13 protein-coding genes are annotated in these 17,827 nt (G+C 70.0%); 11 read left to right on the top strand and 2 right to left on the bottom strand.

From position 1 onward, the window contains the following. Positions 1 to 176: 176 nt before the first annotated feature. The 5 genes from ACIBKX_RS30845 (at position 177) to ACIBKX_RS30825 (ending at position 8,766) form a co-directional block, all read left to right on the top strand. Positions 177 to 1,610 carry a diaminobutyrate--2-oxoglutarate transaminase family protein gene (locus ACIBKX_RS30845; protein WP_363276416.1) on the top strand — a complete coding sequence of 478 codons (1,434 nt, stop codon included), beginning with the start codon at positions 177 to 179 and terminating at the stop codon, positions 1,608 to 1,610. Positions 1,611 to 1,708: 98 nt separating this feature from the next. Then, a complete protein-coding gene (locus ACIBKX_RS30840; protein WP_399376540.1) occupies positions 1,709 to 3,910 on the top strand; it encodes an IucA/IucC family protein in 2,202 nt (733 codons plus the stop codon). A 36-nt stretch (positions 3,911 to 3,946) separates the two neighbouring features. Continuing rightward, positions 3,947 to 4,792: a GNAT family N-acetyltransferase gene (locus ACIBKX_RS30835; RefSeq protein WP_399376538.1), complete on the top strand. Its 846-nt coding sequence runs from the start codon at positions 3,947 to 3,949 to the stop codon at positions 4,790 to 4,792. 58 nt (positions 4,793 to 4,850) lie between these two features. After that, the gene (locus tag ACIBKX_RS30830) at positions 4,851 to 6,755 is read left to right on the top strand and encodes an IucA/IucC family siderophore biosynthesis protein (RefSeq protein ID WP_363276402.1); all 1,905 of its coding nucleotides are present in this window, start codon (positions 4,851 to 4,853) and stop codon (positions 6,753 to 6,755) included. A gap of 40 nt (positions 6,756 to 6,795) precedes the next feature. Further along, a complete protein-coding gene (locus ACIBKX_RS30825) occupies positions 6,796 to 8,766 on the top strand; it encodes an ATP-dependent DNA helicase (RefSeq protein ID WP_363276403.1) in 1,971 nt (656 codons plus the stop codon). Between the two features lie 119 nt (positions 8,767 to 8,885). Here the strand turns inward: ACIBKX_RS30825 and lexA are convergent, their stop codons facing one another. Further along, a complete protein-coding gene (lexA, locus tag ACIBKX_RS30820; protein WP_363276404.1) occupies positions 8,886 to 9,671 on the bottom strand; it encodes a transcriptional repressor LexA in 786 nt (261 codons plus the stop codon). Positions 9,672 to 10,176: 505 nt separating this feature from the next. Between lexA and nrdR the strand changes: the two genes are divergently transcribed. Both nrdR and ACIBKX_RS30810 read left to right on the top strand, forming a co-directional pair. After that, a complete protein-coding gene (nrdR, locus tag ACIBKX_RS30815) occupies positions 10,177 to 10,722 on the top strand; it encodes a transcriptional regulator NrdR (RefSeq protein ID WP_363276405.1) in 546 nt (181 codons plus the stop codon). 135 nt (positions 10,723 to 10,857) lie between these two features. Continuing rightward, positions 10,858 to 13,755, top strand: a complete 2,898-nt coding sequence (locus ACIBKX_RS30810; protein ID WP_363276406.1) for a vitamin B12-dependent ribonucleotide reductase — start codon at positions 10,858 to 10,860, stop codon at positions 13,753 to 13,755. Between the two features lie 66 nt (positions 13,756 to 13,821). On the opposite strand, the gene ACIBKX_RS30805 is transcribed toward ACIBKX_RS30810, so the two are convergent. Beyond that, the gene (locus ACIBKX_RS30805) at positions 13,822 to 14,418 is read right to left on the bottom strand and encodes a TerD family protein (RefSeq protein ID WP_363276407.1); all 597 of its coding nucleotides are present in this window, start codon (positions 14,416 to 14,418) and stop codon (positions 13,822 to 13,824) included. A gap of 98 nt (positions 14,419 to 14,516) precedes the next feature. Here ACIBKX_RS30805 and ACIBKX_RS30800 point away from each other — a divergent pair, with 98 nt between their 5' ends. The 4 genes from ACIBKX_RS30800 (at position 14,517) to ACIBKX_RS30785 (ending at position 17,681) form a co-directional block, all read left to right on the top strand. Next, positions 14,517 to 15,338 (top strand): arylamine N-acetyltransferase, encoded by an 822-nt coding sequence (locus ACIBKX_RS30800; protein WP_363276408.1) that lies wholly within the window; start codon positions 14,517 to 14,519, stop codon positions 15,336 to 15,338. A 33-nt stretch (positions 15,339 to 15,371) separates the two neighbouring features. Then, positions 15,372 to 15,977 carry a YdbC family protein gene (locus tag ACIBKX_RS30795; protein WP_363276409.1) on the top strand — a complete coding sequence of 202 codons (606 nt, stop codon included), beginning with the start codon at positions 15,372 to 15,374 and terminating at the stop codon, positions 15,975 to 15,977. Positions 15,978 to 16,103: 126 nt separating this feature from the next. Next, positions 16,104 to 16,763, top strand: coding sequence for a histidine phosphatase family protein (locus ACIBKX_RS30790; RefSeq protein ID WP_363276410.1), 660 nt, complete (start codon positions 16,104 to 16,106; stop codon positions 16,761 to 16,763). 12 nt (positions 16,764 to 16,775) lie between these two features. After that, positions 16,776 to 17,681: an ADP-ribosylglycohydrolase family protein gene (locus ACIBKX_RS30785; protein WP_363276411.1), complete on the top strand. Its 906-nt coding sequence runs from the start codon at positions 16,776 to 16,778 to the stop codon at positions 17,679 to 17,681. Positions 17,682 to 17,827 lie beyond the last annotated feature (146 nt).

Raw genomic sequence — 17,827 nt, 5'->3', positions numbered from 1 at the left:
CTCCGCATCCCCCGTCGTTGGTACGTACGGGGGAATCGCGTCCTGCGGTCATCTCCCCTGCCAACTCGTCGGCGCACCGGCCCAGTTCGAGTGGGCCGCGCCCATTCCCAGCGGGAGGACCAACACTCGTGGCCGTGACCGAGCCAGCGCCCGCGGCGGTTTCCGCGGCACCGCCCGTGGGGCACACCGTCGCGCACCCAGCCGCGCACTCCGCCGCACACGAGGGGATCCTGCGACGCCAGTCCGCGCGCGAGTCGGCGGCACGCACCTACGCGCGCGCCCTGCCGATCGTGCCCGTACGGGCACGCGGGCTCACGATCGAGGGGGCCGACGGGCAGCGTTACCTCGACTGCCTCTCGGGAGCGGGCACGCTGGCCCTCGGGCACAACCATCCGGTCGTCCTCGAAGCGATCAGAAAGGTCCTCGACTCAGGGGCGCCCCTGCACGTCCTCGACCTGGCGACACCGGTCAAGGACGCGTTCACCACGGAGCTGTTCCGCACGCTGCCCGCCGGGCTCGCGGACCGCGCACGGATCCAGTTCTGCGGGCCCGCCGGCACGGACGCCGTGGAGGCCGCGCTCAAACTCGTGCGCACGGCGACCGGGCGCGACGGCATGCTCGCCTTCACCGGTGCCTACCACGGGATGACGGCGGGGGCGCTCGAAGCATCCGGCGGCGCATCGGACGTACGCGTCGCGCGCCTGCCGTATCCGCAGGACTACCGCTGCCCGTTCGGAGTCGGCGGGGCACGCGGGGCCGAACTCGCCGCCCGCTGGACCGAGAGCCTCCTCGACGACACCAAGTCGGGAGTGCCCACCCCGGCCGGGATGATCCTCGAGCCCGTGCAGGGCGAGGGCGGCGTGATCCCCGCCCCCGACGCCTGGCTGCGGCGGATGCGCGAGATCACCGCCGACCGCTCCATCCCGCTCATCGCGGACGAGGTCCAGACCGGCGTCGGGCGCACCGGCACGTTCTGGGCCGTCGAGCACAGCGGCATCGTCCCGGACGTGATGGTGCTGTCCAAGGCCATCGGCGGCAGCCTGCCACTGGCCGTCGTGATCTACCGCGACGACCTCGACGTCTGGCCGCCCGGCGCCCACGCCGGCACATTCCGCGGCAACCAGCTCGCCATGGCGGCGGGCGCGGCCACCTTGGCGTACGTCCGTGAGAACCGCCTCGCCGAACGCGCCGCCACGCTCGGCGCCCGCATGCTCGCCCAGCTCCGCACCCTCGCCGACGAACACCCCTGCATCGGCGACGTCCGCGGCCGGGGCCTGATGATCGGCGTCGAACTGGTGGACCCGACCGCCGGGGCGCGATCCGCCTCGGGCTCGGCTTCAGGCTCGGCTTCGGGCTCGGCTTCGGGGGCCGGCGACGGCCCGGACGCAGCTCCGGAGCACGCCGCTCGGCCGCTTCCCTCGGCACCCGAACTGGCCGCCGCCGTACAGCGGGAATGCCTCCGCCGCGGCCTCATCGTCGAACTCGGCGGACGGCACTCCAGCGTCGTACGCCTACTCCCTCCTCTCACCATCACCGACGAGCAGGAGGCCGCGATCCTCGACCGCCTCGCCGACGCGCTGGCCGCGGCGGCGCGCTCGCACCACGGCTAGCCACCGTCGGACGCGCGCCGCCACCGGTCGACCACGAGACAACAGCACAGCTCCAGCCCGTCCCCACGGAGCCCGAACGACCTCACAAGGAAGCCCTCTTGAACGCCACCCCCGCATCCGACGGCCAGCCTCAACCGCACACTCCAGGCGCGTGCGGCGCGCAATCCTCGCTGGTGGCCGAGCCCGGCATGGTCCCCCGGCAGAAGCGAAGCCGGCACGCCGAGCAACTGCACGGAGCGAACGCCGACCTGCTGGAGCATCCCGACCCGCACACCGCGGCGCAGGTCGCCGGCATCGAGAACCTCCTGCGCTGCTGGGTCCGCGAGAACGACCTCCCCGCCCCCGAGCACGGAGCCCTGCGCATCCCGCTCGAAGCCAGCGGCACGGCACTCCTCGTCCCCGTGCACTACTGGTCGGCGACCGGCTGGCACCGCTTCGGTCTCCCGTACCTGGAAGACGGCCCCCGCAGCGCGCCCCCGGCCGACGCCGTCACCGTGGCCGCCCTCCTCGGCCGCGAGACCACCCACACCGAGGAACCCGCGACGGGGGAGGGCCCCCTGGAGGCCCCCACCACCAGCGAGCCCCACGCCAGCAGCGCCCCCGCCCCGCGAGACACAACCGAGCAGCAGCCGGGCCGGCTCAGGCAGCAGCCGGACCAGCTCAGGGAGCAGCCGGACCACGCGGGGCGGACAGATCAGGCCCAGCAGCCGGACCGGGCCCAACAGCCGCAGGACCCCGAGCAGTCGGGGAGCCCTGAGTCGTCGGGTACCCCAGAACAACCGCAGGCCCCCCAACCCCCGCAACAGCCCCAGCAACCACCCCTCACTCCCCACAGCGAGCGAGTCGAAGGAGGCGACCTCGTCGGCCGTGTCGCCGACTCCGTGCGGCGCACCGCCACCTTTATCGCCGACCGGCGGGACAACCCCGGCGACGAACCCGACCGCTTCCTCGCCGCCGAACAGTCCCTGCTCCTCGGCCACCCGCTGCACCCCACGCCGAAGAGCCGCGAGGGCCTCTCCGACACCGAATCCCGGCTCTACTCACCGGAGTTGCGCGGCGCCTTCGCCCTGCACTGGCTTGCCGTCCACCCCTCCGTGCTCTCCGCGGACTCCGCCTGGACCGAGCGCGGCCGCACGGTGTCGGCGCAGCAGCTCACCGCCCGTCTCGCCGGCCCGGACCTGCCGCTCCCGGACGGCCGTGCCGCCCTGCCCCTGCACCCGTGGCAGATGCGTGAACTCAGGCACCGCCCAACGGCCGCCGCCCTCCTGGACGCCGGGCTGCTCCAAGACCTGGGTCCCCACGGCGCACCCTGGTACCCCACCTCCTCCGTACGCACCCTCTACCGCTCCGGCGCCGCCGCCATGCTCAAGCTCTCGCTGGGCCTGCGCATCACCAACTCCCGTCGAGAGAACCTCCGTAAAGAACTCCACCGCGGCGTCGAGGTCCACCGGCTGCTGCGCAGCGGCCTCGCCGAGCAGTGGCAGGCCGCCCACCCCGGCTTCGACGTGATCCGGGACCCGGCATGGCTCGCCGTTACCGACTCCGACGGAACCCCCGTGGCCGGACTCGACGTCATGATCCGGCACAACCCCTTCGGCCCCGGCGACGACGCCACCTGCATCGCAGGCCTCGTGTCACCCAGGCCCTCCCCGCAGGCCCAGGGGCAGGAACGCGCGCCGATGCGCTCCCGGCTCGGCGAGCTGATCACCCGCCTTGCCGGACGGACGGGCCGGCCGCGAGGCGCAGTCGCCACGGAGTGGTTCCTGCGCTACCTCGAGAACGTCGTACGCCCCGTGCTCTGGCTGGACAGCGAGGCCGGCGTCGCCCTGGAGGCGCATCAGCAGAACACGCTCCTGCTGCTCGACTCCGAAGGCTGGCCCGTGGGCGGCCGGTACCGCGACAACCAGGGCTACTACTTCCGCGAGTCCCGCCGTGCCGAACTGGACCGACGGCTCCCCGGCATCGGGGAGCACAGCGACACGTTCGTCTCCGACGAGGTGACGGACGAGCGGTTCGCCTACTACCTCGGCATCAACAACGTGCTCGGGCTCATCGGGGCCCTCGGCGCCCAACGACTCGCCGACGAGAGCCTGTTGCTCGCCGCGTTCCGCCGCTTCCTCGGCGAGGTCACCTCCGGTCCCGCGCCCCTGCGTACCCCTCTGCCCGCCCTGCTGCTCGAGTCACCGGTGCTGCGCTGCAAGGCCAACCTGCTGACCCGGCTGCGCGGCCTCGACGAGCTCGTCGGTCCCGTCGACACGCAGTCCGTCTATGTCTCCATCGCGAACCCCCTTCATTCCTGAGGAACATGACCCACCCCTTCTGAGAGGAGCGACGCCGTGCCTCCCAACGACGTGAGTACCGGCGCGGGAACCGGATCCGTCACTGAAGCCGCCGCCGAAACCGCCACCAGTCCCGCCGTCGAGTCGGTCACCGCCGACCGGTCCGACGGCCAGGACACCCTGGACCTGCGCCTCCCGGACGAACTCATCGCCCTGCTCGCCGCGACCGGCGAAGAGGGAGAGGACCGCGTCCACGGTGAACGCGGCGGTACCGGTACGACCACCCCCACACGCGACCTCACCCCGCCCCTGACGGTTGCCCCGCCCGTCGACGACCTGCTCGACAACGTCGGCGGATGGGGCCCCGTGACCACCGCTGTCGGTGTCTTTCAGCTCGTCCCTGTACGCGTCGAACGCGATCTCGCCCTCATCAGCCGGTGGATGAACGACCCGGCCGTGGCGGCGTTCTGGGAGCTGGCCGGACCCGAAGCCGTCACGGAGGCCCACCTTCGCGGGCAACTCGAGGGCGACGGACGCAGCGTCCCCTGTCTCGGCGTCCTGGAGGGCACGCCGATGAGCTACTGGGAGATCTACCGTGCGGACCTCGACGCCCTGGCCCGGCACTATCCCGCCCGCCCGCACGACACCGGTGTTCACCTCCTCATCGGCGGTGTCGCCGACCGCGGCCGAGGGCTCGGCACCTCGCTGCTGAGAGCCGTCGCCGATCTCGTGCTCGACCATCGCGCCGCATGTGCACGCGTCATCGCTGAACCCGACCTGCGCAACACCCCTTCCGTCTCCGCCTTCTTGAGCGCCGGCTTCCGCTTTGCCGCCGAGGTCGACCTTCCCGACAAACGAGCGGCGCTCATGGTCCGTGACCGGGCCCTGCGCGCTGTGCTCTGACCCGGTCACTCTTAGTACACCGCTCGACCCGATCCGGTTCCCTCGATGAGGAGTCCCCGTGCCGAATCCGTCCTTCCCCCCGACATCCCTCCCCGCGGAGCCCGTCGACCCGTCCGCTCTCCATGACCCGCCCGAGCTGACACAGGACAGGTGGGCACGGGGCGGCCGCCGCCTGCTCGCCAAGATGATCGGCGAGTTCGCCTATGAGGAGATCATCGAGCCCGTCCCGGTGGAACGCGGCGGATCCGGCGAGGAGGCAGCGGGCGGAGCCGAACCGCGCAGCTACCGTCTCCGCCTGGACGGCCCTCCCGCCGAAAGTGAACGCCGCCCCACTGCCCCCGTGCTCACCTTCCGCGCCCGCCGCGGCTCGTACGGCGGTTGGCACGTCGACCCGGCAAGCCTCACGCTGGCCGACGGCGACGGACCGCCGGCCCCGTTCGGCGACCCGCTCCGTTTCCTGGTGGAGTCCCGCAGGACCCTCGCGATCGACGGCGCCACGCTCGGCCACCTCATCCGCGAGCTGACCGTCACGCTCGCCGCCGACGCCAGGCTCGACCGGACGGCCCGCACCGCTGCCGAGCTCGCCGAGCTCGGCTACGCGGAACTCGAAGGCCACCAGACCGGCCACCCCTGGCTCGTCCTCAACAAGGGCCGCATCGGCTTCTCCGCGACGGACACCGCGCGCTGGGCGCCCGAAGCCCGGCAGACCGGCCCCCTTCCCTGGATCGCGGTCCACACCGACCTCGCCGCCTACCGGGGCGTCGCCGGCCTGGAAGCGGCCGAGCGGCTCTACGACCGCGAACTCACCCCCGCCACCAGGGAGGCCTTCGCGGACATACTCAGGGCGCGGGGCCTCGATCCGCGGGCATATCTGTACCTGCCGGTGCACCCCTGGCAATGGGACGACGTCGTCCTGCCCCTCTTCGCCCCCTCGGTTGCCGCGGGCGCGATCGTGCCCCTCCCCACGGACGGCGACCTGCGACTGCCCCAGCAGTCCATCCGTACGTTCCTGAACATGTCCCGCCCCGACCGGCACACCGTCAAACTCCCGTTGTCGGTCCTCAACACCCTGGTGTGGCGGGGCCTCCCCACCGAACGGACCCTCGCCGCACCCGCCGTCACCGCCTGGATGCACGCGCTGCGCGACGCCGACCCCTTCTTGCGCGACGAATGCCGGGTGATCCTGCTCGGCGAGGTCGCGTCCGTGACGGTGGAGCACCCCCTCTACGACGGTCTCGCCGAAGTCCCGTACCAATACAAAGAACTTCTCGGCGCCATCTGGCGCGAACCGATCACCCGCTACCTCGCCCCCGGCGAGCGCGCGAGGACGCTCGCCGCGCTGCTGCACACCGACCCGCAGGGCAGAGCCTTCGTCACGGAGCTGGTCGCCCGCTCCGGGCTGACTCCGAAGGTGTGGCTCCGGCGCCTCTTCGCCGCCCTGTTGCCGCCGCTCCTGCACTTCCTCTACCGGTACGGCGCCGTGTTCTCCCCTCACGGGGAGAACGCCATCGTCGTCTTCGACGACAAGGACGTACCGGTACGGCTCGCGGTGAAGGACTTCGTGGACGACGTCAACGTCAGCTCGACGCCCCTGCCGGAACACGCGTCCATGCCGGACGACGTCCGCGACGTACTCCTGACCGAACCGCCCGGCTTCCTCACCCAGTTCATTCACTCCGGGCTCTTCGTGGGCGTCTTCCGCTATCTCGCCCCCCTGTGCGAGGAACAGCTGGGGGTTCCGGAGGCGGACTTCTGGTCGGCGGTCCGGGCGGAGATCCTGCGCCATCAGGCACGCGCCCCGGAGCTCAAGGAGCGGTACGAGATGTTCGACCTGCTCACTCCCCGTATCGAGCGGCTGTGCCTCAACCGGAACAGGCTGCACCTCGACGGATACCGGGACCGTCCCCAGCGCCCGCACGCAGCCGTGCACGGCACCGTGCCCAACCCGCTCCATCAGCCTTGATCGCGGGGTTGTCAGTGGAGCCCCGTAGGCTGGTCGCGCTATGACGAAGCCCTCTCTTCCCGAGCTCCTGCACGCCGCCGTCACCGCTGTCGGCGGCACGGAGCGGCCTGGCCAGGTCACCATGGCCGAGACCGTCGCCGAGGCGATCGACGACGGTTCCCACCTGCTGGTCCAGGCCGGCACCGGCACGGGTAAATCCCTCGGCTATCTGGTGCCCGCGCTGGCGCACGGGGAGCGAGTGGTGGTCGCGACGGCCACGCTGGCGCTGCAGCGCCAGCTCGTGGAGCGGGACCTGCCGCGGACGGTGGACGCGCTGCATCCGCTGCTCCGCCGCAGGCCGCAGTTCGCCATGCTGAAGGGCCGCTCCAACTACCTGTGCCTGCACCGGCTCCATGAAGGGGTGCCGCAGGAAGAGGAAGAGGGCCTCTTCGACCAGTTCGAGGCCGCGGCCCCGACCAGCAAGCTCGGCCAGGACCTGCTGAGGATGCGGGACTGGGCGGACGAGACGGAGACCGGCGACCGGGACGACCTCACTCCCGGCGTCTCCGACCGCGCCTGGTCCCAGGTCTCGGTCTCCTCCAGGGAGTGCCTGGGAGCGTCGAAGTGTGCCTACGGAGCGGAGTGCTTCGCCGAGGCGGCGCGCGAGCGGGCCAAGCTCTCCGAGGTCGTGGTCACCAACCACGCACTCCTCGCGATCGACGCCATCGAGGGCGCTCCCGTCCTTCCCCAGCACGAAGTGCTGATCGTGGACGAGGCCCATGAGCTCGTCTCCCGCGTCACCGGCGTGGCCACCGGAGAGCTCACTCCGGGCCAGGTCAACCGCGCGGTGCGCCGAGCGGCCAAGCTCGTCAACGAGAAGGTGGCCGACCAGCTGCAGACCGCCTCCGAAGGCTTCGAGCGGCTGATGGAGCTGGCGCTCCCCGGCCGCCTCGAGGAGATCCCGGAGGATCTCGGGTACGCGCTGATGGCCCTGCGGGACGCCGCCCGCACGGTCATCACGGCGCTCGGCTCCACCCGGGACAAGTCGGTCCAGGACGAGGACGCCGTACGCAAGCAGGCCCTCGCCTCGGTCGAGTCGATCCATGACGTGGCGGAGCGCATCACGAACGGCTCCGAGTACGACGTCGTCTGGTACGAGCGGCATGAGCGCTTCGGGGCCTCGCTCCGAGTGGCGCCCATGTCCGTCTCGGGCCTGCTCCGGGAGAAGCTCTTCAGCGACCGCTCGGTGATCCTCACGTCCGCCACCCTCAAGCTGGGCGGCGACTTCAACGGCGTGGGGGCGTCCCTGGGCCTGGCCCCCGAGGGCACCCAGTCCGAGGACGCCCCGGCCTGGAAGGGCCTCGACGTCGGCTCGCCCTTCGACTACCGCAAGCAGGGGATTCTGTACGTCGCCCAGCACCTGGCCCGGCCGGGCCGCGAGGGCACGCGCAGCGACATGCTCGACGAACTGGCCGAGCTCATCGAGGCGGCGGGCGGTCGCACGCTGGGTCTGTTCTCCTCGATGCGCGCGGCCCAGAGCGCCGCCGAGGAGCTCCGGGGCCGGCTGGACATGCCCATCCTGCTGCAGGGCGAGGAGACGCTGGGCGAGTTGATCAAGAACTTCGCGGCGGACACGAAGACCTGCCTCTTCGGCACGCTCTCGCTCTGGCAGGGAGTCGACGTGCCCGGGGCCAGCTGTCAGCTGGTGGTGATGGACAAGATCCCGTTCCCGCGTCCGGACGACCCGCTGATGAGCGCCCGCCAGAAGGCCGTGGACGAAGGCGGAGGCAATGGCTTCATGGCCGTCGCCGCGACGCATGCAGCGCTGCTGATGGCGCAGGGAGCGGGCCGACTGGTGCGCGCCTCCGGGGACCGCGGCGTGGTCGCCGTCCTGGACCCCCGCCTGGCCACTGCGCGCTATGGCAGCTATCTGCGGGCTTCGCTGCCCGACTTCTGGTACACGACGGACCGAAACCAGGCCCGCCGCTCCTTGGCGGCCATCGACGCCGCGGCACAGGCGTCCGACGAGTAGGCGTCCCAGGTGCCCGGCGAGTAGCGGGTCGGCGTCCGCGAAAGCGGCGCCGGCTCAGGCGTAAAGGGGAGCCCCGGAACCGGCGCAGTTGGTCCCGGGGCCCGGCCAGGGGCGGTGGCTCATACCCGCCGCAGCACCGCCACGACCTTGCCGAGGATCGTCGCCTCGTCGCCGGGGATCGGCTGGTACGCGGAGTTGTGCGGCAGCAGCCACACGTGCCCGTCCTCGCGCTTAAAACGCTTGACCGTCGCCTCGCCGTCCAGCATGGCTGCGACGATGTCCCCGTTCTCCGCGACCGGCTGGCGACGGACCGTGACCCAGTCCCCGTCACAGATGGCGGCCTCGATCATGGAGTCGCCGACGACCTTGAGCACGAAGAGCTCACCGTCACCGACGAGCTGCCGGGGGAGCGGGAAGACGTCCTCGACCGACTCCTCGGCGAGGATCGGACCACCTGCGGCGATGCGGCCGACCAGCGGGACGTACGACGCGGCGGGCTTGCCCGCGGTGTCCGTGGGCTGGCTGCTCGGCTGGTCGGAGCCCCGCACCTCGTACGCGCGCGGACGGTGCGGATCGCGGCGCAGGAAGCCCTTGCGCTCCAGGGCCATCAGCTGATGGGCGACCGACGAGGTGCTGGAGAGGCCGACCGCCTGTCCGATCTCCCGCATCGACGGCGGGTAGCCACGCCGCTGCACCGAGTCCCTGATGACCTCGATGACCCGGCGCTGCCGGTCGGTGAGCCCTGAGCTGTCCGCTCGAATTCCTGGAGGTCGACCCGGCAGGGAGCGTGTGGGCCTGGGCCCCTCCTGGTTCGTGGCTGCGTCATTCATGGCATGCACCGGCTCGAGTCGGCTCTGTGAGCGGTCCTGGGCAGTGATGGTGGCACTGTCTGCGGTGGTGGTCACGTCGGTCGGCCCCTCTCGAGATGTTCTCCCTAGTTAGCCAACGGTAGTTGCTTTCGAAAGGTTGCGCCAAACACACGTTCGAGTGAAAAATCGCAGATTGCCTGACGTGATCATGTGTCTGGGTGTATGGCTAACGTTCGAGCCGAATGGCATTTCGGTTCATTACGGTACGCTTCACCGCCGGGGCCGCGACCCCACTCAGTATCGCTCCGTGGGCTCCCCATAGTGCCACCCGGTGGTCCGTCAACCCGGCACCGGCCCCCTCCTCGTGCGGCGCGCGCCGCGTGCCCGAGAAGCCGCGAGCCGTCGCGGGTGCGCGACACGCGATGGTGCCGAATTTACGGCCAAACCCCAGATCTAGTGGTTGGATTGCGACCGCAGCCCAGAAGTTGTGGTCCCTGGTCTCTCCGGGGCTCGGGCATCGCCTATGCTTGGGGCTGCTTCGAGGGCCTCATGGGCCCGTTGAGGCCTATAAGTCGTGCCGTGAAGGAGGGTTGGGAGTTCCATGCACTGCCCCTTCTGCAGGCACCCCGACAGCCGCGTAGTCGACAGTCGCACCACCGACGACGGCACGTCGATCCGCAGGCGCCGTCAGTGCCCCGACTGCTCCCGTCGTTTCACGACCGTGGAGACGTGCTCGCTGATGGTCGTCAAGCGCAGCGGAGTCACCGAGCCCTTCAGTCGTACGAAGGTCATCAACGGCGTACGCAAGGCGTGCCAGGGGCGGCCCGTCACCGAGGACGCCCTCGCACTGCTCGGCCAGCGGGTCGAAGAGGCGGTGCGCGCCACCGGAAGCGCCGAACTGACCACCCACGACGTGGGGCTGGCCATACTCGGTCCGCTGCAGGAGCTGGACCTTGTCGCCTACCTGCGCTTCGCGTCCGTGTACCGGGCGTTCGACTCACTCGAGGACTTCGAGGCTGCCATCGGGGAGCTGAGGGACCAGCGGCTCGACGTGGAGCCGCAAGAGGCCGGCCAACAGCCCGGCGTGAACGACCGCGGGCCCGGAGGGACTGTCGAGGTCCCCGTGCCCGCCACCGCCGCGGACTGACCGGCCCGCCGGCAGGTGCCGGCGAACCAGACCTGCTGCGGGTGACCTTTTCGGGTTCCGCAGCACAAGACACACACCGTGCCACGGGAAGAACGTGGCACTTCAGGGCGTTTTAGCCTGTTACAGGGAGGCGGCATGACCGAGACGACGAGCGGCCCGGCACGAGGTTCCCGAGCCAAGGGATCCAAGGCCAGCAAGGGTCTGCGTATCGAGCGCATCCATACGACGCCCGGCGTGCACCCGTACGACGAGGTGGCCTGGGAGCGCCGAGACGTCGTCATGACCAACTGGCGCGACGGCTCGGTCAACTTCGAGCAGCGTGGCGTCGAGTTCCCCGACTTCTGGTCGGTGAACGCGGTCAACATCGTCACCAGCAAGTATTTCCGCGGGGCCGTGGGCACCCCGCAGCGTGAGACCGGCCTCAAGCAGCTGATCGACCGCATCGTGAAGACGTACCGGAAGGCAGGCGAGGACTACAACTACTTCGCCTCGCCCGCCGACGCCGAGATCTTCGAGCACGAGCTGGCGTACGCCCTCCTGCACCAGATCTTCAGCTTCAACTCGCCGGTCTGGTTCAACGTCGGCACGCCGCAGCCGCAGCAGGTCTCCGCCTGCTTCATCCTTGCCGTCGACGACTCCATGGAGTCGATCCTCGACTGGTACAAGGAAGAGGGCATGATCTTCAAGGGCGGCTCCGGAGCTGGCCTGAACCTCTCCCGCATCCGTTCCTCCAAGGAACTGCTCTCCTCCGGAGGCAACGCCTCGGGACCGGTCTCCTTCATGCGCGGTGCCGACGCGTCCGCAGGAACGATCAAGTCGGGTGGCGCCACGCGCCGCGCGGCCAAGATGGTCATCCTCGACGTCGACCACCCCGACATCGAGGGCTTCATCGAGACCAAGGTGAAGGAAGAGGAGAAGATCCGCGCCCTGCGTGACGCGGGCTTCGACATGGACCTGGGCGGCGACGACATCACGTCCGTCCAGTACCAGAACGCCAACAACTCGGTCCGTGTGAACGACACGTTCATGAAGGCGGTCGAGGAGGGCGGCAAGTTCGGCCTGACGTCCCGCATGACGGGCGACGTCATCGAGGAGGTCGACGCCAAGTCGCTCTTCCGCAAGATGGCCGAGGCCGCCTGGGCCTGTGCCGACCCCGGCATCCAGTACGACGACACCATCAACGCCTGGCACACCTGCCCGGAGTCCGGCCGGATCAACGGCTCGAACCCGTGCAGCGAGTACATGCACCTGGACAACACGTCCTGCAACCTCGCCTCGCTGAACCTGATGAAGTTCCTCAAGGACGACGGCAAGGGCACCCAGTCGTTCGACTCCGAGCGCTTCGCCAAGGTCGTCGAGCTGGTCATCACCGCGATGGACATCTCGATCTGCTTCGCGGACTTCCCGACGCAGAAGATCGGCGAGAACACCCGCGCCTTCCGCCAGCTGGGCATCGGCTACGCCAACCTCGGCGCCCTGCTGATGGCCACCGGTCACGCGTACGACTCCGACGGCGGCCGCGCCCTCGCCGGTGCCATCACGTCGCTGATGACGGGTACGTCGTACAAGCGCTCGGCCGAGCTCGCCGCGGTCGTCGGTCCGTACGACGGCTACGCCAAGAACGCCACGCCGCACAAGCGCGTCATGAAGCAGCACGCCGACGCCAACGCCACGGCCGTCCGCATGGACGACCTGGACACCCCGATCTGGGCCGCCGCCACGGAGGCCTGGCAGGACGTCGTCCGCCTCGGCGAGAAGAACGGTTTCCGTAACTCGCAGGCCTCGGTCATCGCCCCGACCGGCACCATCGGTCTCGCGATGTCCTGCGACACCACCGGCCTGGAGCCGGACCTCGCCCTGGTGAAGTTCAAGAAGCTCGTCGGCGGCGGCTCGATGCAGATCGTCAACGGCACCGTGCCGCAGGCCCTGCGTCGCCTGGGCTACCAGGAGGAGCAGATCGAGGCGATCGTCGCCCACATCGCCGAGAACGGCAATGTGATCGACGCGCCGGGCCTGAAGACCGAGCACTATGAGGTCTTCGACTGCGCCATGGGTGAGCGCTCCATCTCCGCGATGGGCCACGTCCGGATGATGGCGGCCATCCAGCCGTGGATCTCCGGTGCGCTCTCCAAGACGGTCAACCTGCCCGAGACCGCCACGGTCGAGGACGTCGAAGAGGTCTACTTCGAGGCCTGGAAGCTGGGCGTCAAGGCGCTCGCGATCTACCGCGACAACTGCAAGGTCGGCCAGCCCCTCTCCGCCAAGAAGAAGGAGGCGGAGAAGGCCGAGATCACCGAGAAGGCCGAGGACACGATCCGTGCCGCGGTCGAGAAGGTGGTCGAGTACCGCCCCGTCCGCAAGCGTCTGCCCAAGGGCCGTCCGGGGATCACCACCTCCTTCACCGTGGGTGGCGCCGAGGGCTACATGACCGCCAACTCCTACCCGGACGACGGTCTCGGCGAGGTCTTCCTGAAGATGTCCAAGCAGGGTTCGACCCTCGCCGGCATGATGGACGCCTTCTCGATCGCCGTCTCGGTCGGCCTGCAGTACGGCGTCCCGCTGGAGACGTACGTCTCGAAGTTCACGAACATGCGCTTCGAGCCGGCCGGCATGACGGACGACCCGGACGTGCGGATGGCGCAGTCGATCGTCGACTACATCTTCCGCCGCCTGGCGCTGGACTTCCTGCCCTTCGAGACGCGGTCCGCGCTCGGCATCCACTCGGCCGAGGAGCGTCAGCGTCACCTCGAGACCGGTTCGTACGAGCCGACTCTCGACGACTCCGAGGTCGACGTGGAGGGCCTGGCCCAGTCCGCCCCGCGGCAGACCGAGTCCCTGAAGGCGGTCGCCACGCCGAAGGCCGAGGCCGAGAAGCCCGCTCCGCAGCAGGCGCACACCAGCGCCGAGCTCGTCGAGATGCAGCTGGGCATCCAGGCGGACGCGCCGCTGTGCTTCTCCTGCGGGACGAAGATGCAGCGCGCCGGCTCCTGCTACATCTGCGAGGGCTGCGGCTCGACCAGTGGCTGCAGCTGATCGGCTGAGCTAGTCGCATGAGGGGTTGGCGTGGCCCACGGGTCACGCCAACCCCTCAGCGCGTTCTCATGACGCGCCGCCCATCAGGGCGGCGAACGACGTCGGGTCGGCGTCGAAGCCGCGGATGGTCTCGCGGAACGACCACGCACCCGATGCGTCCCTGGTGAACTCGGCGATCGTCGACGCCGAGCTTCCGGAGACTCCGGTGAGGTCGGTCTGCGCCAGGTCGGTGTACCCCTCGCGGATGCGCACCGCGGTATTCGTGATGTCACCGAACACCTTCTGCTCCTCGCCGTGCTGCTGCTGTATGGCCACGCCCACCACCACGCGCGCGTACGCGGGCGCGAGCCGGTCGAGCTCCAGGGTCATCACCTCGTCGAAGCCGAAGCCCTGGCCCGTCCTGCTGTCCTTGTTGAGCGTGATCGTCCCGTCGGGGGAGCGGCTGCCGTGGTGCACGAGGTACACCGGGCTGCCGTACGGCGCGTCCGCGGAGTAGGTCGCGGCGATGATGTCGAGATCGTACGGCGCGTCCCCGATCGGGCTCGGATCCCACTTGAGCCCTACCTCGACCTTCTGGATCCCCTTGCTGACTCTGCTCACCGGACTTCCCCCTCCTCGTGTTTCCGGCCGATGCCTCGTGGCCGCAGCCGATGCATGAGACATGTCCACCCCACACGCTACGACGTCACACTGACATCGCCGAAGTTCCCTGGTCGGCAACGCGGTTGGTGCGCGCGGCCCTTGCGTAGATCATTGTCCCCATGACATGGAACGGGGAAGAACTCGACATCGCCGCCTACTTGACCAGAACCGGCCATCAGGGGCCGGTGAAGCCGGACCTGGAGACGCTGCGCGCGCTGCACCGGGCGCATGTGGCGTCGATTCCCTTCGAGAACCTGGAGATGATGCTCGGCCGGCCCGTCCCACTGGACCTCGCGGCTCTCCAGGAGAAGCTGGTACGGCAGCGCAGGGGCGGCTACTGCTACGAGCAGAACCTGCTGTTCGCCGCGGTGCTGGAGCGGATCGGCTTCGCCGTCACCGGACTTGGCGCCAGGGTCAGGGCCGGTGCATCCACGCGCCGCGCGGTGACCCACATGCTCCTCAAGGTCGAGGCGGACGGCCGGGAGTGGCACTGCGACGTCGGCTTCGGCGCCGAGGGGCTGCTCGACCCCATCCCCTTGGAGACCGGCGTGGACGTACGACAAGGAGAATGGCGTTTCGGGATCGTCGAAGAGCCGGGCGGCGCACGGGTGTTGCGCACCGAACACTCCGGGGACTGGTTCGATCTCTACGAATACACGCTGGAAGAGCGCATCACCGCCGACTACGTACTGATGAACCACTACACGTCGACCCACCCCAGGTCGTCGTTCATCCGGCGCCCGGTGATCCAGCGGGCCGCTCCGGAGGCGCGGCGCACGCTGGTGGGTGACCATCTGACGGTGACGCGTCCCGACGGGACGGTGGACGAACGCGACGTATCAGTCGATCAGTTGAGGGATGTCCTCGCTCGCGAGTTCGGGGTCGAGCTGTCCGACGACGATTCCGCCGAGCTGATCCGGGTGCACTACGCCGGAGCGTGACCCGGGCCACGCTCCGCGCCGTACGATGGCGCGGTGCTGGTCAAGTGGATTCGCTGCACCGTGGTGGACCGACGGGGGTTCGAGCGGGGACAGCGAAAGTGGGCGGGGCTTCTGGGGGAGCCGGGGTTCCGGGGACAGGGCGGGGGGTGGAGCCGGGGGCGACCGGGCGTGGCCCACGTCTTCGCCTTCTGGGAGAGCCGGGCCTTCTACGACTCCTTCATGGCGCGCTCCCACGACCGGCTCGCCACCGCGCAGGCAGGAACCTTCAAGGACATCCAGGTCAAGCTCTTCGACCACCGTTTCGACGTGAAGACGGGGTTCGAGCCGCGCTTCACGGACGCGGACGTGGTGCGTGTGGCGCACTGCAAGGTCCGTGAGGCGCGCGTGGAGCACTTCGCGCTGATGCAGGAGAAGGTCTGGAACCCGGCGATGGCGGGATCGCCCGGGATGCTGCGGGGGCTCTTCGGCGAGGCGCCGGGACATGAGTTCCTGGTGCTCTCCATGTGGCAGTCGGCCGCCGAGCACGGCAAATACCGCAGGGAGCGGGTGGAGCGCCTCTCGCTGCGGGCGCAGACGGACGCCGACGTGGCGGCGCTCGCGGGGGACATCGTCGAGCTCGAGCCCTCGTGGACGGTGTGAAGCGGCAGCCGTGCCGCCACCACGGAGGCGGCTGGATGGGCCTCTGACGCCGCGAATACGCCCGGATGGAGCCCCCGGGGCGGACCGGGCCGAGCCTGGCGTGAGGGCCCGATCTAGGGTTTTCCCATGGCACGCCCGCGGCGCATCTTCCTTGTCCGGCACGGCGAGTCGGCGGGGAACGCCGACGACACCGTGTACGAGCGCGAGCCTGACCACGCTCTGGCGCTCACCACGAAAGGCTGGCGCCAGGCGGAGGAGACCGGCGAACAGCTGCGCGACGCGATAGGCCGGGAACGGGTGAGCGTGTACGTCTCGCCTTACCGCCGCACCCATGAGACCTTCAGGGCGCTGCGCCTGGAGCCCGAACTGGTGCGCGTGCGCGAGGAGCCGCGGCTGCGGGAGCAGGACTGGGGCAACTGGCAGGACCGGGACGACGTCCGGCTCCAGAAGGCCTATCGCGACGCGTACGGCCACTTCTTCTACCGGTTCGCGCAGGGCGAGTCGGGGGCCGATGTGTACGACCGGGTGGGCGCGTTCCTGGAGAGCCTCTTCCGGAGCTTCGAGGCGCCGGACCATCCGCCGAACGTCCTGCTGGTCACGCACGGCCTCACGATGCGGCTCTTCTGTATGCGCTGGTTCCACTGGTCGGTGGCGGAATTCGAGTCGCTGTCCAACCCCGGGAACGGCGAGATGCGGACGTTGCTGCTCGGCGAGAACGGCAAGTACACACTGAACCGGCCGTTCGAACGCTGGCGCGAGCCTGAGCCCTACGGTGTCACCGGTTAGAGTGGCAGGGCGATGACCGCTGACTCCTCTCCCGACCGGCGCCTGGCCCGCGCTCTGGCCAGCCTGCGCGGACTGGCGGTGGGGGACGCGCTGGGCTCCCAGTTCTTCGTGCCCGCGAACTACCCGCTCCTGAAGCGCAGGGAAACGCCCGTCGGCCCCTGGCAATGGACCGACGACACCGAGATGGCCTGTTCCGTTCTCGCCGTCCTCGTGGGGCACGACCGCATCGACCAGGACGCACTCGCCCGGTCGTTCGCAGAGCACCATGACTTCGACCGGGGCTATGGCCCGGCCGTGAACCGGCTGCTCCGGCTGGTCCGGGAGGGCGGGGACTGGCGCGAGCTGGCCTCGGCGCTCTTCAAGGGGCAGGGCTCCTGGGGGAACGGCGCTGCCATGCGGATCGCCCCGCTCGGCGCCTGGTACGCCGACGACCCGGAGCAGGCGACACACCAGGCGGAGATCTCCGCCTACCCCACCCATCAGCACCGTGAGGCCGTGGTGGGAGCCATGGCGGTGGCCGCCGCCGCGGCACTGACGGCCGCCCCGGCGGGACCGCCGGAGCCGAAGGCGCTGCTCGACGGTGTGATCGACCTCGTGCCGCGCAGCGCCGTGGGCGCGGGGCTGCGCAGGGCGCGGGACATGCTCGACTACGGAGACGCGGCCACGGTCGCCGCGGTCCTCGGCTGCGGTCGTCGTACATCCGCCCATGACACGGTGCCGTTCGCGCTCTGGTCGGCGGCTCGCGGCCTCGGCGCCTATGAGCAGGCCTTCTGGGCCACCGCTCAGGTGGGCGGGGACGTGGACACGACCTGCGCCATCGTCGGTGGAGTGGTCGCCTCCGGGGAGGGCGGGGCGCCGCCTCCGGAGTGGCTGGAGCGGACCGAAGCGCTGCCCGAGTGGTTGCCTGTCTCTCCGTAGAGGCGGGGATTTCGCGGCTCTCTCCGTAGCGGCGGCTTTCGGCGTCAGTGTCACGGTCATGCCACAGCGCGACCAGGCCGGTGGTCATGATCGGTGGCGCGGCTACGCTGAAGTCAGGCCACAAGTTGATCTTGGCTTGTGTGTGC

The sequence above is a fragment of the Streptomyces sp. NPDC050658 genome, from assembly GCF_044457025.1.
In the GTDB taxonomy this organism is placed as follows: domain Bacteria; phylum Actinomycetota; class Actinomycetes; order Streptomycetales; family Streptomycetaceae; genus Streptomyces.
This window is presented reverse-complemented; position numbering and strand designations above follow the sequence as displayed.